At 63.2% G+C, this 16,896-nt stretch carries 21 protein-coding genes; 6 read left to right on the forward strand and 15 right to left on the reverse strand.

Going from position 1 to position 16,896, the window contains the following annotated elements:
• Positions 1-6: 6 nt before the first annotated feature.
• Together AB4037_RS30860 and AB4037_RS30865 are read right to left on the reverse strand one after the other, a co-directional pair.
• On the reverse strand, positions 7-384 hold the full coding sequence (locus AB4037_RS30860; RefSeq protein ID WP_441774122.1) for an SDR family oxidoreductase: 378 nt from the start codon (positions 382-384) through the stop codon (positions 7-9).
• A 363-nt stretch (positions 385-747) separates the two neighbouring features.
• A complete protein-coding gene (locus AB4037_RS30865; RefSeq protein ID WP_441774123.1) occupies positions 748-1,677 on the reverse strand; it encodes a LysR family transcriptional regulator in 930 nt (309 codons plus the stop codon).
• A 116-nt stretch (positions 1,678-1,793) separates the two neighbouring features.
• Between AB4037_RS30865 and AB4037_RS30870 the strand changes: the two genes are divergently transcribed.
• The 3 genes from AB4037_RS30870 to AB4037_RS30880 all read left to right on the forward strand — a co-directional run bounded on the left by AB4037_RS30870 (position 1,794) and on the right by AB4037_RS30880 (position 3,602).
• Entirely contained in the window at positions 1,794-2,456 is a 663-nt protein-coding gene (locus AB4037_RS30870) for a hydrolase (protein ID WP_441774124.1), read from the forward strand.
• A 53-nt stretch (positions 2,457-2,509) separates the two neighbouring features.
• Positions 2,510-2,938: an ester cyclase gene (locus tag AB4037_RS30875; RefSeq protein WP_441774184.1), complete on the forward strand. Its 429-nt coding sequence runs from the start codon at positions 2,510-2,512 to the stop codon at positions 2,936-2,938.
• 64 nt (positions 2,939-3,002) lie between these two features.
• Complete coding sequence (locus tag AB4037_RS30880; RefSeq protein WP_441774125.1) at positions 3,003-3,602, forward strand: NADPH-dependent F420 reductase; 600 nt, start codon at positions 3,003-3,005, stop codon at positions 3,600-3,602.
• Positions 3,603-3,642: 40 nt separating this feature from the next.
• On the opposite strand, the gene AB4037_RS30885 is transcribed toward AB4037_RS30880, so the two are convergent.
• Genes AB4037_RS30885 through AB4037_RS30895 form a run of 3 tightly spaced genes read right to left on the reverse strand, consistent with a single transcriptional unit; the run spans position 3,643 to position 7,846 of the window.
• Positions 3,643-4,086, reverse strand: coding sequence for a CopG family transcriptional regulator (locus AB4037_RS30885; RefSeq protein WP_441774126.1), 444 nt, complete (start codon positions 4,084-4,086; stop codon positions 3,643-3,645).
• 7 nt (positions 4,087-4,093) lie between these two features.
• Entirely contained in the window at positions 4,094-6,082 is a 1,989-nt protein-coding gene (locus AB4037_RS30890) for a conjugal transfer protein TraG (protein ID WP_441774127.1), read from the reverse strand.
• A gap of 24 nt (positions 6,083-6,106) precedes the next feature.
• On the reverse strand, positions 6,107-7,846 hold the full coding sequence (locus AB4037_RS30895; protein ID WP_441774128.1) for a relaxase/mobilization nuclease domain-containing protein: 1,740 nt from the start codon (positions 7,844-7,846) through the stop codon (positions 6,107-6,109).
• A gap of 254 nt (positions 7,847-8,100) precedes the next feature.
• Between AB4037_RS30895 and tnpA the strand changes: the two genes are divergently transcribed.
• The 3 genes from tnpA to tnpC all read left to right on the forward strand — a co-directional run bounded on the left by tnpA (position 8,101) and on the right by tnpC (position 10,949).
• Positions 8,101-8,997 (forward strand): IS66 family insertion sequence element accessory protein TnpA, encoded by an 897-nt coding sequence (gene tnpA, locus AB4037_RS30900; RefSeq protein ID WP_441774129.1) that lies wholly within the window; start codon positions 8,101-8,103, stop codon positions 8,995-8,997.
• Positions 8,994-9,347, forward strand: coding sequence for an IS66 family insertion sequence element accessory protein TnpB (tnpB, locus tag AB4037_RS30905; protein WP_441774130.1), 354 nt, complete (start codon positions 8,994-8,996; stop codon positions 9,345-9,347). Before tnpA ends, tnpB begins: the two co-directional genes overlap by 4 nt.
• A 72-nt stretch (positions 9,348-9,419) precedes the next feature.
• On the forward strand, positions 9,420-10,949 hold the full coding sequence (gene tnpC, locus AB4037_RS30910; protein ID WP_441774131.1) for an IS66 family transposase: 1,530 nt from the start codon (positions 9,420-9,422) through the stop codon (positions 10,947-10,949).
• 107 nt (positions 10,950-11,056) lie between these two features.
• Here tnpC and AB4037_RS30915 read toward each other — a convergent pair whose 3' ends face one another.
• From AB4037_RS30915 to AB4037_RS30960, 10 genes are all read right to left on the reverse strand, one after another.
• On the reverse strand, positions 11,057-11,695 hold the full coding sequence (locus tag AB4037_RS30915) for a lytic transglycosylase domain-containing protein (RefSeq protein ID WP_441774132.1): 639 nt from the start codon (positions 11,693-11,695) through the stop codon (positions 11,057-11,059).
• Positions 11,696-11,833: 138 nt separating this feature from the next.
• Positions 11,834-12,169: a DUF736 domain-containing protein gene (locus AB4037_RS30920; protein ID WP_441774185.1), complete on the reverse strand. Its 336-nt coding sequence runs from the start codon at positions 12,167-12,169 to the stop codon at positions 11,834-11,836.
• Between the two features lie 66 nt (positions 12,170-12,235).
• Positions 12,236-12,781 (reverse strand): S26 family signal peptidase, encoded by a 546-nt coding sequence (locus AB4037_RS30925; RefSeq protein WP_441774133.1) that lies wholly within the window; start codon positions 12,779-12,781, stop codon positions 12,236-12,238.
• On the reverse strand, positions 12,778-13,296 hold the full coding sequence (locus tag AB4037_RS30930; protein WP_441774134.1) for a DUF2840 domain-containing protein: 519 nt from the start codon (positions 13,294-13,296) through the stop codon (positions 12,778-12,780). The genes AB4037_RS30925 and AB4037_RS30930 overlap by 4 nt, the downstream gene beginning before the upstream one ends.
• 88 nt (positions 13,297-13,384) lie before the next feature.
• Positions 13,385-14,542 carry a replication initiator protein A gene (locus AB4037_RS30935; protein ID WP_441774135.1) on the reverse strand — a complete coding sequence of 386 codons (1,158 nt, stop codon included), beginning with the start codon at positions 14,540-14,542 and terminating at the stop codon, positions 13,385-13,387.
• Positions 14,543-14,556: 14 nt separating this feature from the next.
• Positions 14,557-14,829: a helix-turn-helix transcriptional regulator gene (locus tag AB4037_RS30940; RefSeq protein WP_441774136.1), complete on the reverse strand. Its 273-nt coding sequence runs from the start codon at positions 14,827-14,829 to the stop codon at positions 14,557-14,559.
• A gap of 143 nt (positions 14,830-14,972) precedes the next feature.
• On the reverse strand, positions 14,973-15,641 hold the full coding sequence (locus AB4037_RS30945) for a DUF2285 domain-containing protein (RefSeq protein WP_441774137.1): 669 nt from the start codon (positions 15,639-15,641) through the stop codon (positions 14,973-14,975).
• Complete coding sequence (locus AB4037_RS30950; RefSeq protein ID WP_441774186.1) at positions 15,532-15,801, reverse strand: transcriptional regulator domain-containing protein; 270 nt, start codon at positions 15,799-15,801, stop codon at positions 15,532-15,534. The genes AB4037_RS30945 and AB4037_RS30950 overlap by 110 nt, the downstream gene beginning before the upstream one ends.
• 305 nt (positions 15,802-16,106) lie before the next feature.
• A complete protein-coding gene (locus AB4037_RS30955; RefSeq protein WP_441774138.1) occupies positions 16,107-16,337 on the reverse strand; it encodes an AbrB/MazE/SpoVT family DNA-binding domain-containing protein in 231 nt (76 codons plus the stop codon).
• Positions 16,338-16,672: 335 nt separating this feature from the next.
• The gene (locus tag AB4037_RS30960) at positions 16,673-16,876 is read right to left on the reverse strand and encodes a hypothetical protein (protein WP_441774139.1); all 204 of its coding nucleotides are present in this window, start codon (positions 16,874-16,876) and stop codon (positions 16,673-16,675) included.
• Between the last annotated feature and the right edge of the window lie 20 nt (positions 16,877-16,896).

The raw sequence follows: 16,896 nt of genomic DNA on the forward strand, positions 1-16,896 counted from the left end.
TGACGCTCAGCGCAGGATGAAGCCACCATCCACCGAGATGGACTGGCCAGTCACGTAGCTCGCTGCGTCGCTGCAAAGCCAAAGAACTGCGTTCGCAATCTCCTCGGTGTGACTGACGCGTCCCATCGGAATGCTCTTTTCCATCGCCTTGAGCGCGTCGCCCTGGCCGCCGGCCACCATCTGATCGGCCATTGGCGTCCAGATCAGTCCGGGGCAAATCGCGTTGATGCGGATTCCACATCTCCCGTATTCAAGCGCAGCGCTCTTGATGAACCCAAGCACGCCGTGCTTGGCAGCATGATAGATCCCACGCTCGGCGCCTCCGACCAGACCGCCCAGAGACGAGCAGTTGTTAATAGATTCCAGCGCGGGATCCCACCTCAAACGACTACAACGCTTTGATAGAGCGCGAGGAAATTCGTTTGGGGTGGGGTCACGATCGGCGTTGGTCAGGACCCCAGTCGCCTATAGAATTCACGAGCTAAGTCAAAACGTTGGCCGTTGCCGAGCCGGGGGTCCCACTTCGGTGCTTATACACAGGCGGTGGCGCTCACGCGGCCAGGAGTTCGAATTGCTCTCTCAGTGAACCAATCTTTGCGCGCGAATCACAACATAGTTTGTCCTTAGCCGGGGAATATCCGCTCCCAGCCTCACATGTAGGAGTTCGGAGCCGACTGGCTTGCATGAATCGCCGATCCCTGAAGGTTCGCATTCGGCGCCGGTCCATGTGAATGGTCGGCATCACTCTTAGCCGATACTGCCAGCAAATCTTTCAGCGAGCCGCTGGCGTCGAAACGCATCCACGATGAAATCGACAAAGACACGGGTCTTTGACGGGAGCAGCGTGCGGCACGCGTAGTAGATCGAGATCGGCCCTTCGTCGATGTACCACTGCGGCAGCAGGCGGACCAGCGCGCCGCTCTCCAGATGCGGCAGTACGTGGCACACGGCGTTCAACGTCACGCCGAGACCGAGCAGCGCCGCGCGACAGGTCGCTTCCGGATCGTCAAGGACGATCGTCTCCCTGAGCCTGACAGGAATTGCGGTGCCTTCGACACTGCGCATGATGCGTTCACGGACCCGGCCCGTCCGTGCTGAGCGCCATGCGATCCCGTCGAATGCGGAAAGCTGCGTGGGATCGGTCGGAGGTCCGCGCTTCTTCATATATTCAGGCGAAGCAACCGCGATCAGATGCAACGGCGCGAGCGTACGCGAGACGACGCCGGGACCCCATTCGATGCCGCCGCCAATCGCGGCATCGAAACCGTCGGCGATCAAATCAGTCTGTCGCGTCGTGAATTGCCAATCGGGACGGATACCAGGATATCGGGCAAGGAACGCGGGCAGCATCGGGAGAATGTAATCGGCCCCAAAGTTGAGGCCCATGCTGACCTTAAGTACGCCCGCCGGCTCTCCGCCGTTCGTCGCCACGCTCGAAATGGCGTTCTGAAGTCCTTCGAGGTTTTCCCTGATCTCAAGCAGGAAACGCTCACCCGCGTCTGTCAGCGTCAGCTTGCGCGTACTGCGATGAAACAGCCGGACGCCGAGGTTGCGTTCGAGTGTCGCCACGTTGCGGCTCACAGCGGCAGGCGTAAGTGACAACCGCCGCGCGGCTGCGGAGAACCCGCCCGTTTCAGCGCTGCGGACAAACGATTCGAGGTTAGCAAGCGTTTCCACAGTCGACCTTCAAGCATCGCTTGGAGGTAATATTAGCCATTCCTACCTAATCGCGCAGCAATAAGTGTGGCGATATTGGCGCCGGAACACCACCAACCAAATCGGAGCGAGCGCCAATGACCCAGTCCCCAGTCCTCAAGAACGGCCTCAACGCGCTGCTGACCCCGGAAGAGTCGGTGCTGGTCCTGATCGACCACCAGCCCTTCCAGTTCGCCAACCTGCACAGCCATGAGCCGATGATGATCGTGAACAACGTCATCGGCCTTGCGAAGGCAGCCAAGGTTTTCAACGTCCCTACCATCCTGACGACCGTTGTGGAGGATCGCGGCGGCAAGCTCATCCAGGGGCTGCAGGATGTGTTCCCCGATCAGAAGCCGATCGACCGTACCTTCATCAACACATGGGAAGACGCGCGGGTCGTCGAGGCCGTGAAGAAGACCGGACGCAAGAAGATCGTCATGGCCGCGCTCTGGACTGAAATCTGTCTCGCGATGCCCGCGATACAGGCTGCTGGCGAAGGCTACGACGTTTACGCAGTCACCGACGCATCGGGAGGCGTCAGCGTCGAGGCGCACGAAATGGGCGTGCGCCGCATGATGATGGCAGGCGTCGTGCCGATGAACTGGCTGGCGGTCGCGAGCGAGTGGCAGCGCGACTGGGCGCGTCAGGACTCAGCCGCAGCACTTGGCAGTGCAGTCCTGCCGCACACCGGCGCAACGGGCACATCGTTCGCCTGGGAGCTTCAGCTTCTCGGCCAGAAGGCAGGCGCAGGGGCGTGAGCCCCGATACTGCTGCAAAGATCTCAGCCATTTTTCCGGAGCACGTCATGACCATGAACAATATCAGCGAAGCGGCAAAAGCCGTTGTCCGCCGCAATACGGAGGAAGTCCAGGGCGGCGGCAATTTTCAGGTGTTCGAGGAGTTGTTCGCCGACGACTTCCTCGACCACACGCCACAGCCGGGGCGCACGCCGGACAAGAACGGCGCACGGGAGCTGTACAAAGTCTTGCGCGCGGCGTTTCCCGACTTTCATGCCGAGATCCACTGGCAGCTTGCCGATGGAGACCGTGTGACGACCTACAAGACCTATCACGGGACACACCGCGGAGAGTTCTTCGGGGTTGATCCGACAGGCCGCGAAATTCAATTCGAGACCGTCGATGTGATGCGAGTGCGCGACGGTAAGATCACCGATCACTGGGGCGTGGCCAATCTCTTCTCGCTTATGCAGCAGCTCGGCGCGCTGACACCAAAATTGTGACCCGCAAGCGCCATGCCGGCCGTGATCGAGAGCCGCGGTCCCGCACTTTCTGAAAGGACATCACATGACCATCGGAATCATCGGATCAGGTGCGATCGGCACAGCCTTCGCGCGTACATTGGCGCGCGCGGGGATCGAAGCCGTGATCTCCAACAGCCGCGGCTCGGACTCCCTGCAGGACCTGGTGCGTGACCTCGGCCCCACGATCAAGGCGGGCACCCGCGAGGAGGCGGCGCAGGCCGACATTGTCTTCGTGGCCGTGAACTGGACAAAGCTCCCGGCCGCGACGGCGGGTCTTCCGGACTGGAAGGGGCGGATCGTCATCGACGCCAACAATGCGATCGAGGCGCCGCTGTTCAAGCCGGTGGAGCTCGGCGATCGTGCGTCGAGCGAGGTGTTTGCCGATCTCGTTCCCGGTGCGCGCGTCGTGAAGGCTTTCAACCACCTGCGCGCAGAGCTGCTGGCCACAGATCCCCGCTCCGATGGCGGGCGGCGCGTGCTGTTCTACTCCGGCAACGACGCTGTGGCCAAGGCTGAGGTCGCCGCCCTGATCGAGCAGCTCGGTTTCGCCGGGATTGATCTCGGCTCACTGGCTACCGGCGGCAAGCTCGCCCAGTTTCCGGGCGGGCCTCTGCCCAACCAGAACCTCGTCAAGATAGGGTGATGGCCTTCGCGCATCGAGATCATCCGCCTCAACCGGCGGTTTACGGGGAGTCTTGCCGACCCTCAAGGCCATCCACATCCTCCGAGATTTCCTGCCGCAGCTTCGGTCCCTTCGCGAGCCGCCGGCCGAGCGCGGTCACGAAGGCATCGTAGCGCTCGCGAGTCTTGGCTCGCGCAGCCTGCGCGGCGGGTTCGGGCAACGCCGGCGTGGTCGCGACCCAGAACCGAACGAACACGGCGAACATCTCGACGGAGATACCAATATCGCGCTCCATCCGCGTCATACGTCGATCGAACTGATCGAGGCGTTTGGTGATGGCTGCTTCCTGCCGCTCGGCCGCATCGGGCGAGAGGAAGGATTCGATAGCTGCCTCAGCAACGAGCGAGCGCGAATGATCACGTCGCGCAGCATGTTCGGCAAGCCGGCCCATCACGCCCGGATCGAGATAGACGGAGAGACGCTGCTTTTTGGGTGATTTCGACATGGGCGCCTCACAATTCCATGCCGTCGTTTGGATCGAGCGACACCTGCCGCGCCACGCCCTGCATCATCCGCGTCATGTTCCGGTTGCGCGCGGCAACATCGTCGTCCTCGTCACGCTCGACATCGATTTCGAATTCGTTCTCGACAGGCGGCTTCTTCTCGACCGGCTTCACGCGGCTCAGTTCGGGCTGGTGACGGCGTTCGGATTCGGTCGGATCGTCGTCCGCCGCCTCGGCGACCGCAGATTGGTCGGCATGATGTGGCCGAGGTGGCAGAGGCAAGGCCGTCCAATCGTCCTGCCGCCCGTGCTTCGGCTGGACCAGAGCCGGTGGCGGCAGGATGCGCTCCTTGAATCGCCCGTCCTCGAAATAACGCGCCTTCTTCGCCCGGATCGGCGGCGTGCCTGACACCATGACAATCTCGTCTGCCGGCGGAAGCTGCATAATCTCGCCGGGCGTGAGCAGCGGCCTGGCCGTTTCCGAGCGCGACACCATCAAGTGGCCGAGCCAGGGCGACAGCCGGTGGCCGGCATAGTTTTTCATCGCCTTCATCTCAGTCGCCGTGCCGAGCGCATCCGACACGCGCTTGGCGGTGCGTTCGTCGTTGGTGGCGAAGCTCACACGCACATGGCAATTGTCGAGGATCGAGTTGTTCGCGCCGTAGGCTTTCTCGATCTGATTGAGGCTCTGGGCGATCAGGAAGCTCTTCAGCCCATAGCCAGCCATGAAGGCGAGTGCGCTCTCGAAGAAGTCGAGGCGACCCAGCGCCGGAAACTCGTCCAGCATAAGGAGGAGCCGATGGCGACCGAACTTCGCCCGCAAGTCCTCGGTCAGGCGACGGCCGACCTGATTGAGGATCAGACGGATCAGCGGTTTGGTGCGATTAATGTCAGAGGGCGGCACGACGAGGTAGAGCGTCGTCGGTCGCTTGTCACCCACGATGTCGGTGATCCGCCAGTCGCAGCGCCGCGTCACCTCGGCGACGACGGGGTCGCGATAAAGCCCAAGGAACGACATGGCGGTGGAGAGCACGCCCGAGCGCTCGTTGTCGGATTTGTTGAGCAGCTCGCGGGCGGCACTGGCGATGACGGGGTGCGGTCCCGCCTCGCCGAGATGCGCCGTCTTCATCATGGCTGCGAGGGTGGATTCGATCGGGCGCTTCGGATCCGACAGGAATGCCGCGACGCCGGCGAGCGTCTTGTCCACCTCGGCATAGAGGACATGGAGGATCGCGCCGACCAGCAGGGCGTGGCTGGTCTTTTCCCAGTGGTTCCGCTTCTCCAGCGAACCTTCGGGATCGACCAGGATGTCGGCGATGTTCTGGACGTCGCGGACTTCCCATTCGCCGCGGCGCACCTCGAGCAGCGGATTGTAAGCGGATGATTTGGCGTTGGTCGGATCGAACAGCAGCACCCGGCCGTGTTTGGCACGGAAGCCTGCCGTCAACGTCCAGTTCTCGCCCTTGATGTCGTGGACGATCGCCGAGCCCGGCCAGGTCAACAGCGAAGGCACGACCAGGCCGACACCCTTGCCGGAACGGGTCGGCGCGAAGCACAGCACATGCTCCGGCCCATCGTGGCGCAGATAGGCGTGGTCATAACGCCCCAGCACGACGCCGTCGGGGCCGAGAAGGCCGGCGGCCTCCACCTCCCTCTTTTCGGCCCAGCGTGCCGAGCCATAGGTCTCGACCCTCGATGCTTCGCGCGCCCGCCAGACCGACATGCCGATGGCAACGGCGATCGAGATGAACCCGCCGGACGCGGCGATGAAGGCGCCCTCGACAAAGATCGTCGGGGCATAGGCATCGAAGCCGTACCACCACCAGAAAAACGAAGGCGGCATGTAAAAGGGAAAACCGAACAGCCGGAACCACGGCACACCGAGTTCCGATTGGAACGCGAGCCGCCAGGCTACCCATTCGGTGGCGCCCCAGGTTGTGACCAACACGATAGCGAAGACGGTGAGGATCTGGCCCCAGAGGATTTTCGTAGCGGACATAGCGATGCGTCTTTCTGCGAGGGATCAGAAGCCGAGTCCCCGCTTGCGGCCAAAACTCCAGTCAATGCCGCCGTCGTCGCGGGCGACGCCGGAGACGTGCTTGCCGAGCTGCTTTTCGACGGAGGGCGACCAGGGCACGAGCTGGAAGCCGAGGCCGTCATCGAGCATGGCGAAACGGCCCGAGGCGAGCGTGAGGCGCTGGCGGTACGTGCCGGCGACATATTCGCCGCTTCCCGCGCGATTGAACGGCTGGCCGGTCTCGGCGGCGAGCTTCTCGCCGACCGCGTCCAGTTCGCGGCGACGCAGCGTGTCGATCAGCCCACGATTGAAGGTGACGCGCTGTCCATGCCGCTCGCCGAGACCTTGCCCGACCAAATGATCGGCGCGCCGATCCATCGCTTCCCGAACCGCGGCGCCGAAGCCGCCCTCGGACAGCGCGGCCGGTTCACGCGCGATATTCTGCCGGTCGAGCCAGGTCGCGCCCGTCGCCGTGATCTGCCGATCGATGTCGAGATCGGAACGGACGGCGATCGCGACACGCCGCTGCCCCTGCGCGTCATCGAACTTGCGCAACTCGACGATCGAGCCCGGCATGCTGTCGCCGGCCGCGTCGAGGTCGGGCAGCTTGATGTGGTGCGTTCGACCATCGACGCCGTCAACCACGGCGTAGGCGGTGCCTTTCAGTTCGTCATCGAGACCGCGATCGACCAGCCGGCCGATGATCGGCGTGTCGAGGCTCTCGGCAGCGAGGACATAGCTGGCCGAACCGCGCTCGATGCCGCGCTCGGTCAACGCCCGGTGCATCCGTTTGATGATGTCGCCGCGCTCGCCGAGTTCGCGCAGCGTCGCCTCGGCCTTGCAGTCGATTATCCACTGGCCCGGGCCGACCTGTTCGGCGAGGCCGAGGGTTTCGAGTTTGCGGAGCCGACCGACCTTCAGCGCATGGTATTCGTCGGGCCGGGTGCTCGGATCGACCGCCATGTCGATGACGCCGGTTTCGCGACTGTCGCGAACAAGCTGCCGGTCGAGCTGCGTCCAGCGTTCCACTTCGACCTGGCGTTCCAGATTGCGATGGATATCGAGATCGGTGCGCGGGCCAAGCTCCTGCGTAACGAGGTCGGCTGCGCGGGCGCGCATACCCTCCTTGATGTAGTCGCGCGCGATGACGAGGTCCTGGCCGTCATCGGTCCGTCCGCGCACGAGGATATGGATGTGCGGATTGTCGGTGTTCCAGTGATCGACGCCGGCCCAGTCGAGCTTGGTGCCGAGATCCTTCTCCATCTGTCCCATGAGATCGCGGGCGAAGGATTTGAGGTCCGCAATATCCACGGCGTCCTCCGGCGAGACGATGAAGCGGAAGTGATGCCGGTCGTCCTGACACCGCTCGGCGAAGGCGCGGCCATCCACCTCCTCGGTATCCGGTCCGAACAGCCGCGCCTTCTCTCCGTCGCGGGTCACGCCTTCGCGCCGCAGATAGGTGAGATGAGCGGCGAGCGGCGCGGCACGCGCGGTGTGGCGCACGACCCGGGTCTTGATGACGACGATGCGCGAGCGCCCAGTCAGGAGGCGGTTGGCGCGAACGCTCGCGGTGCGTCCTCGCCCGAAGGTCGAGCGATTGCCGGAACTGATCCGGCCGGAGCGCGAAACATGAGCGCCGGCCTTCTGCGCGGCTGCCAGTGCCTGTGCGATGAAGGGACGCGCGGCCTGGGCGCGCGTCGAGCGAATGCGGCCAGGCCGAATACGGAATTCATTGTCGCCGGTCATGGCCAATGCTCTGCACATCGCGCCAAGCGCAGGAAATTCTTGGGGAAACGGATTTGCCGCGAGGTGCGAGGAATTCCCGCACCTCGCGAAATCGCCTCATAACCCTTTGAAAAACCACAACCGACCGAAGCCGCACCTCGCGGCCTTTTATCTCGCCATCCTCCGGTCGTGTGTAAGCGTGCCCCGCTTGCACGCTCTTTGCCTCGTGCAATATCGCAGCATGTCGGGTTCTTTCGCAGTAAGGAGGATCTGCGATGAATTTGAGACATTACGAGAACAAGGCACGCCAGTCCTACTGGCTGATTCACATCGATGCCTGGCGCCGTAGCGGCGTGACGCGGACGGAATATTGTCGCAAGCATCGCCTGACGAAGGGCACGTTCGACCGCTGGCTCGAGTACCTTCTTGGCGCTGACGCTGCCCGTAAGCATGCGGAATATCAGGTACAATTGCGCCGCGAGAAGAGATTGGCGCAGCGCGAGAAGCGCCGAAAGAACGGCGTCCGGCGGCACTACGCCGTCAGCACGGACACCTGCAACAGGGCGCTTCAAGCGTTCTGGGCAATGCATGTGGAGGCGATGAACTGGAGCGGGATGAGCATCCGCGACTACGCCGGCTCGCTGCATTTGTCGCCGCATACGTTGCGCCGATGGTGCTTCCTGCTGGAGAGCGGCGAGGTGGAAATCGACTGGCGGGCGCATCTTCATCCCTCCGCCCGCCCGGCCGTTAGTGATAGTACTAACGGCCGGGCTCCGAGAAACGACTTGACGGAAGCGCCAAGCGGTGAGCCGACGACACTCGCGCGGCCAGTCCGTCGCTTCTTCAGCGACGAGCAAAAGCGCGCCATCGCTCTCGAAAGCGACCAACCCGGCCTCACCGTGTCGAGTGTGGCCCGCAAGCATGGGATCGCTACTGGGCTGCTGTTCCGCTGGCGAACGGAATGCGGCGTGCCGCAGAAGAAGCGCGCCCAGCTCGCATCCGTCACACAGGCTGATGGCACGCTGGCGACGCTTTCCCTGCGCGACCTTGTGCAGCCGCCCGCCGACATGATGGCGGTCGATCTTGCCGATGGGCGGCGAGCCTTCGTGCCGGTCGGCAGCAATCCCGATGTCGTTAGAGCGCAGGCCGAGCGTGGAGAGTTTGCATCATGATGATGGTCCCGGCCGGCGTGAAAGTGCATTTGGCTCTGGGCTACACCGACATGCGCAAGGGTCTGGACGGGCTTGCCATGCTGGTGCAGGAAACGCTGAAGCAGGATCCGTTCTCGGGTCATCTGTTCGCCTTCCGAGGCAGGAAAGCCTCGATGCTGAAGATCCTGTTCTGGGATGGGAACGGGCTGTGCCTGTTCACCAAGCGGCTCGATCAAGGTAGCTTCGCCTGGCCGGTGATGGCTGGCTTCGACGGCTCGATCACACTGACGTCGGCGCAACTCGCCATGCTGATCGAAGGCATCGATTGGCGCGCGCCGGAGCGGGTGTGGAAGCCTGCTCTGGCGGGCTGAGAATCCACCGCCAAACAGCATGTAAACGCCCGGAATCCTTGGGGTTTTGGGCGCTTCATGGTAGAGTCGATCATGTTGATCGACCTCGACAATCTGCCTTCCGATATCGGTCTCCTGCACCAGTTCGTGCGTGAGATGGCGGGTGTTGTCGAGAACCGCGACGGCGAGATCGAGCGCCTGCAATCGATCATCAAGAAGCTTCAGCGGGCGCAGTTCGGCCGCCGCTCCGAGCGTCTCGACGCCGACCAGTTGGCGCTCGCCCTGGAAGATCTCGACAGCGACATCGCCCGCATTCGCGAGAGCCATCCTGCTGCCGCAAAGAGGGCTTCCAAGCGGCCATCCCACCGCAAATCCTTGCCCGATCATCTGCCGCGCGAGGACGTGCGGATCGATATCGACAGTGCCGTCTGCACGGGCTGCGGCGGCGCGTTGCATGCAATCGGCGAAAGCGTCAGCGAGATGCTGGACTGGATCCCGGCGCAGCTTCGCGTGATCCGCACGGTCCGTCCCAAATATGCCTGCCGGGCCTGCGAGACGGTGGCGCAAGCGCCCGCGCCGGAGCGGCTGATCGCCGGCGGCATGGCAACACCGGCGCTGATCGCACATGTATTGGTGAGCAAATATTGCGACCACACGCCGCTCTACCGCCAGTCGCAGATCTTCGCCCGGCACGGCGTCGCGCTGGCGCGTTCCACGCTCGCCGGCTGGGTCGGCGGCGCCTGTTGGTGGCTCGAAGCCTTGCACGAAAGGCTGTGCCGCAACGTGTTCGCCTCCGACAATCTGTTTGCCGACGACACGTCGATCCCGGTGCTCGATCCTGGCCGTGGCCGCACCAAGACCGGCAGGCTTTGGGTCTATGCCCGTGAGCAACGGGCCTGGTCCGGGCCTGAGCCACCGGCCGCGGTCTATCTGTACGCTCCCGATCGCAGGGCCGAACGCCCCGTATCGCATCTCCAGCACTTCAAGGGCGTGCTGCATGTCGATGGCTATGCCGGCTTCGAGCAACTCACCGCCAAGGGCGAGATCGTGTTGGCCGCCTGCTGGGCCCATACGCGGCGCAACTTTTACGATGTGTCGCAAACCACGGGATCGCCGGTGGCGGACGAGGCTTTGCGCCGGATCGGCATGATCTATGCTGTGGAAGCGCAGGTCCGCGGCCAATCTCCGCCCTACCGGCTGGCAACCCGCCGGAGCCGATCGCAGCCGCTGGTCGACGAACTGCATGCCTGGCTGGGCGCACAGCTCAAGCGCATCCCCGGCCGCAGCACACTCGCCGATGCGATCCGCTATGCGCTGTCGCGTTGGGAAGGGCTGACCCGTTTCCTCCACGACGGCCGCATTGAGCTCGACACCAATCCGGTCGAGCGAGCGATCCGACCCGTGAGCCTCGGACGCAAGAACCATCTGTTTGCCGGCAGCGATGCCGGTGGCGAGCGCTGGGCGATCCTGTGCTCGCTGATCGAGACGGCAAAGCTCAACAACGTCGAGCCCTATGCCTATCTCGCCGATATCCTTCAGCGCATGGTCGACGGTCATCCCGTCAACCGGCTCGATGAACTCTTGCCCTGGGCGTGGAAGGCTGCAAATCCTGTCAATAGATAGGGATATGTGCCGGCGCCGGACGCTTACGGTGGCCTCCCCTGCCCTCCCCCTCCACTCCCTCCAAACCACGCCAGAGCCCGAAACAGCACGAAACAACACCGGCACGCTCATGGCGCCCTCCTTCGGCGTGAGCGTGTTGCAAACAGGGTCTCCGAACGCGGCATGATGGCTGCGATGCTGTGTGCCTCGAATGCAACGGCTCTGTCATTTGGCCGACGATCGACCGGCAGACGCGCGACAACCCATTGGCCGTCCGACTGGCCAATGAAAAGCGGTGCGCGCTTCCAGGCCCTGGGATCGATCGACGCAAAAGCGAAAGGGCGCAAGCGCTTGTCGAGGCCGATGATCGGCGCGAGCTTTGCGACATAGCCACGGGTCTCGGCCGGCAAGGGACGCCCGGCGAGATAGGCTTCATAGCGTGCCGGACCGGCGTTGTACGCCGCCAAGAAACCCGGCGAGCCATAGCGGTCGTAAAGGTCGCGCAGATAGGCAGCGCCTGCCAGGATGTTGTCGCGCGGATCGAAGGGATTGGGGCCGAGGCGATGCCGAGCACGCAAATCGGCCCACGTCGCCGGCATGATCTGCATCAGGCCTCGGGCGCCCTTGCGCGAGACGGCGCCGATCTCGCTGTCACTCTCAGCACGCATGACGGCTCGGATCCAGGCTGGCGGCAGGCCGAAGCGCTGCGCGGCTTCTTCGACGTGAACGCGATAGGGATGGCGCGATCCCACAGGTGCGATGGACACCGTCTGTGCGGGCGAGGAGGTCGGCCCCGCGCAAGTCAGAGCAAGGCCGGGAAGGAGGACGAGTACCAGGCCTCGGGCAGCACAATGCAGGGTACGTGCAGTCCAACAGCCCTTCGAAGAACGGAGACAGACCATCGCTCAATCCTTCTCGGAACGATCGCGCTGACGGTTCCAGTGCAGCGACCAGGAGGATTTGTCGTTGCCGTTCTGGAACAGATTGGCGCGGATCGGCTGCGGCAAAACCGGATCATCGATGGACACGGCAATGTAGATGCCGGCCTTGTCGCTAGAGCGCTTCCAGCCAGCCCCGACTTCCGGACCGTCCTCACCGCCGATATGCAGACGGTAGTCGGGTGCGTTCTCAGCCTCGTTTGGCTCCGCGGCAAGGAGGACAATCTCTGCATTCAGGCAAAACGTATGGATGCGTCCGAAAAATCCGTGCTTCTCGCGGATGAAATGTCCGATCAGGGGCATGTCGGTCTCCGTTTGGTGGTGGTTTGGTGATGGAAAGGTGACGACAGGCACGTCGCCAGCGAGCGCTCAGCGCATCGGCGCGCGCCATTGAAATCGGCCATCACCGGCTTCGTCGGTGAACAAGGGGATTGCCCGTCCGATCACGCTGTTCGCCGACAGCACGCCGAAGTAGCGGCCGTCGAAGCTGTCACGGACGTTTGGATTCATGACGAAGACCTCGCCATCGGACAGCCGACGGCAGCCCTGCCAGACCGGCAGGGCGCGGCCTTGCCGGTCGCGATCGAGCGCACCGCCGACCACCGCTCCATCGACCCGGATGCTGCGCCAACGTCGGCACACCACCTGCCCCGACCGTGCGGCGACATGTTTAAGGAGCGGCGCGCCTTCGCCGACATAGCCGCGCTCGACCATGAAGCGGGCGACCGGCTCGGGCGGTAGCACCGCGACAAGGTTGTCGGCAACGAGAGGGTCCGCCGATCCGATCAAGTACAGACCCACCGGCGTGCTGGCCGAGGCATTCCAAACGAGCTTCAGCGGCATCGGGACAGCCGATGCGATGCCTATGCCGAGCGTTGCGAATGAGGTCGCGACGACATAGCCAAAGCGGGTCATCGTTCGATCTCCCGCCGCTTCAGCCAGGCGCGATGGCGCCCCAGCGTGTAGGATCGCGGCGTCAAACCGGCACTCATCCGGTTGTGAACATGCTGCCAGTGATCAGGCGCGACGTCGGTCGGATCGATGCCGAGCGCTTCGATCGCATCGATGTGCCGAAGCACCTGCTCGACTTTGGGCCAACCATCGATCTTGAGCAGAATGTCACCCCCGCGCCACACGAAAGGCAGCGTCTGATAGGGCTCGTCCGGCTCGACCGCCCGCACGATGTCGATGCGGGACAGGATCGTTCCGTAGTCATTGGCGGCCCAGCGCAGGAACGCGAAAATGCTGCCCGGCCGGAAGGATAGAACGCGTCGGCGTTGATCGAGGACCCGCTCTTGGACTGCATGGCCGAAGCGGATCCAGTTCTCCATGCGTCGATCGATCCAGGTCAGTTCGACATGCGTGAGAGCGTCTTCGTGTGCGGTCGGCCGAGAGTCGCCGCGCACGCCGTGAGAAGCTGCGCCGGTCATGTGAGTTCTCCTGGATGGGATAGCAATGCGTCCGCGAGCACGACGCAGAGCATGTCGGCGAGGATCTCGCCGCGCTGGACAGAGGCGATCATCGCGTTCCTCGCGATTGGACACAGCGGGGGCATTGCCGTGCCTGCGACGCATCACCAGGGATGGAACTGTGCCTGCGGCAGGTGCGGGCGTCTGTGCTGTTGCGCGAGCTCAGACGTGGCCTCTTGCCACTGTCCTCGACGGACTTTTCCACATCGTGGCATGCGCAACAGAAGTTAGATTCTACGTTAGATTCTAAGTTAGAAACGCGATTTTCGCTTTGGCTGCCGTGGGTTACATCCTGTTTGGGTACCCGATAGCACGTGAGGTCGGTTCCCGATGGCACGTGTATGCGGGTTCCCGAAAGCACGCGCCCATCCACAGCTTTTCCACTGGGCGTGGATGGCTCGAAGGAAAGCAGAGATTGACCACGACCGTCGTGTTCGAGGAACAGCGTGTAGCCGGGCAGCCGCTGGCGCCGGACGATGGTGCGCAGTTCGAAGGCAAAGCGTTTGTACGAGGACAGTCCACCGGATTTGATGTGCAGGTGCCGAAACTCGAAACACCAGCCGCCACGCTGGCGGCCGCCATGCTTGCGCACCAGGCGGTAGAGCCAGCGCTCGAGTCCGCCCGTCAGATCGAAATAGGCCCGGTCGATAGTAAGCACGAAGGCATCATCGAGCACGGCACGGTAGAACCAGTCGGGAAAGATGAGTTCGATGCCCAGGGGGCGCCCGCGCTGATCGGTGCGCTCCTGCCATTCGTTGATCCAGGAAAAACGGTGCCGCCTACCCTCCGACGGTTGACGGATCGAGGTGCACACAGTGGTCGACTGCAGGCGGTCGAGCGCGGCCTTGAGCCGCTGATAGTCGCGTAGCGAGGTGCCGCGCCCGACGAATTTGAGGATCTCGTAGGGCGTGGCGGCCATGAGCCGAGAGGTGCGCAGCTCGGCATCGCGGGCCTCGACAATCTGACTCGCCGCCCAGATCAGGATGTCGGCATCCCAGATCGTGGCCATGCCATGCTCGGGCACAGCCTCGACCCGGATAGAGACGCCGCCGGCGAGGAAATCGATCGGCGTGACCCGATGCGACTTGGCGAGGGAAAAGAAGGGATAGGCCATGAGATCCTGGGCGTCTCGGGGCGCGACGTCACCGGGACGCGAGCGGAACAGGTCGAGTTGCCCGCGCTCCGAAGGCTGATGCCGCATCATCATGAACAAGCTGCCTGTCAGCGAGGAAAGCGGCTGGCGTGGAGCAACGGCGAGGCATGGCGCTTGGCTGGCAGGACCGTTCCGCGAGGATCACTGGTCGAGGTGACGGCGCCGCGGTCGGTCCAGGCGAGAAGATCGTCGACGGCATAGACGACGCGCCCGCCGAGCTTGCGATAGGCGGGACCGGTTCCGTAGGTTCGGTGTTTCTCCAGCGTGCGGGCGGACAGGCTGAGGAACTGGGCGGCTTGCTTGGTGCGCAAAAAGTGCGGCGGCAGGGCGTCGGGTCGCATGGGACATGCCTTTCATGGCGTCGGGGGGTCGGCGCTGACGAACAGCGGCGAACGACGACCACGATGGCGAAGTGACAGCGTCGAGATGCAGTGGGAATTTGGGAGTACCAAAATTCGCACACTCGGATCGACGCTGGATGCGGCTAGGATCGACGGCGATGATGAAGCAGTTTGCGATAGCCGCCAGCAATCATGCCCCGGGCATCCCGCAGCAGGGCCATGACGGCGTAGCGAGCCGAGGCAGCCTGCCAGTCATCGCGGCCCAGCGGCGCCTGGCGCAACACGACCCGCGCGATATCCTGCTGGGTGGCGCCGTAGTGCAAACCATCCCAGGCCTGCAGCATACGGCGAGCCCTGGCCCGTTGCTGCGCGGTCAGGCGGCTATCGGGCGGCACGCGCCGTCGATGCAACACCGCCAGGAAACGGTAGAGCGCTTCGAGACGGTCGAAGCCCTCCAGGCCGAGCGGCACGAGAGCGGCAAGGGCCCCTGCCCGCTCGGCATTGCCGTGGCATAGGAGTTGGACGTGTTGCCCATTGCCGAGATCGTAGCGTAAATGCGTGCCCAACTCGTCGACATGCAAATCGCGTCCGGAGATGTCCGGCTCGATATCATTCGGCTCAATCTGGAACTCGGCGGCCTGCGTCAACAGGACAACGCCAGTATCATCCCGCGGCGACCAGAATACGGCTGCCTCGGAGGCGTCATGCGAGGGATCGACCGGGAAATTGCAGCCCCCATCGCGCGTGGATTCTGGCCACGAGCGGACGAGGATCAGCGCCAGTCCTGGCGAATGCCATGTAATCGTGTCCATACGCCTCGATGCGGCGCAGCCATTCCCAGGCGAGATCGGAGGCGGTCAGACGTTCTTCGACATGATCGTAAAACGCGGAGGAGCGCCACTGGGATGCATCCGGCCTCATCGCGTTCCTCCCCACTGCTGGCGTTATCGAGAGGAGACAGGATTCCGGCATCGCTCGGCCTGGAGAAGTCAGAGAATGGACAACACGTGTTGCCGTTTCGGCATCACGATAACTGGCCACGTCCTCGTCATCGGCCCATTCGCGATCGCCATTGTGCCGTAGGCAAGAACGAGAACCCAGGCATATGTGTGAATTGCGGCGGCAAGGATTGCCGCTGCGCCCTGGCGCGATTCCAAGGAAGAGTCAGCGCGAGGCGCGGCGATCCGAACCTTTCTTGTCAGCTTTAAACCGCAAGAATTGAACTGGAAATCAGATGAGCCAGGATGAACATATCCAACTCATGCCGGGATCAGCACTTATCGCTTATTTGCTTCCTGGCGATCGAAAACAAAGTCCGTCGGCAATCGTCCGCGGAAGGCACGCAAGCTACGGATCAGGTCCTTGCGATCTTGTTCAGGGGCGATTTCTAAGTCGCGACGATTGGCGACGCGGATTTCGACCTCATCGCCAGCCTTCAGACCGAGGGCGTCAACGACTGCGGCGGGAATGCGGACCGCGAGGCTGGTGCCCCATCTGGCAACGCGCATAGCGCGCCTCCTTCAATAGTGACTGTCAGTATGTGTGGTGCCAGGCTGACAGGTCAAGTGTGTCTGCGGGGCGGCATCATCGCCCCCGCCGATGGTCCGCCATCGCATGATGGCCAACGCGGTGCCCCTAATCAACGAATGTGGAGCACCTTATAGCCGCACGAGGAAATCGAGGATGAACCCGCGCCTGATAGTACAAGGCACATGAAGAGGGATGTGTGACGGAAGAGGCAAAAAGCCTTTCCCCTCGTCAGGCCGCAAATGGCCTCGATGCCCGCGAGCGGCCTTGAGCAATAAAAAAGAGACAGGCGCATTCGCGCCTGTCTCCCGAAAGCTCAGAACGGGAGGCTTGCGGCCGGGACGGGTTCGGCCGGAGCGAGGAAGGAGACCCAGAAGCTCTCGGCTTCCTCGGCGGCGAGAGCCTCGCCAGCTTTCTGCAGCGCGTTCCAGATCGCCTCGCGTTCGATGGGATCGAGGTAGGCTTTGTACTCGGCGTTGAGTTCTTCGATGTGGCGTTCGAGAGTGAATTCGTAGGTCATGCTGTCCTCCTAGGTGTCGA

Origin of the sequence: Labrys sp. KB_33_2, assembly GCF_052114505.1 — a bacterium.
GTDB lineage: Bacteria > Pseudomonadota > Alphaproteobacteria > Rhizobiales > Labraceae > Labrys.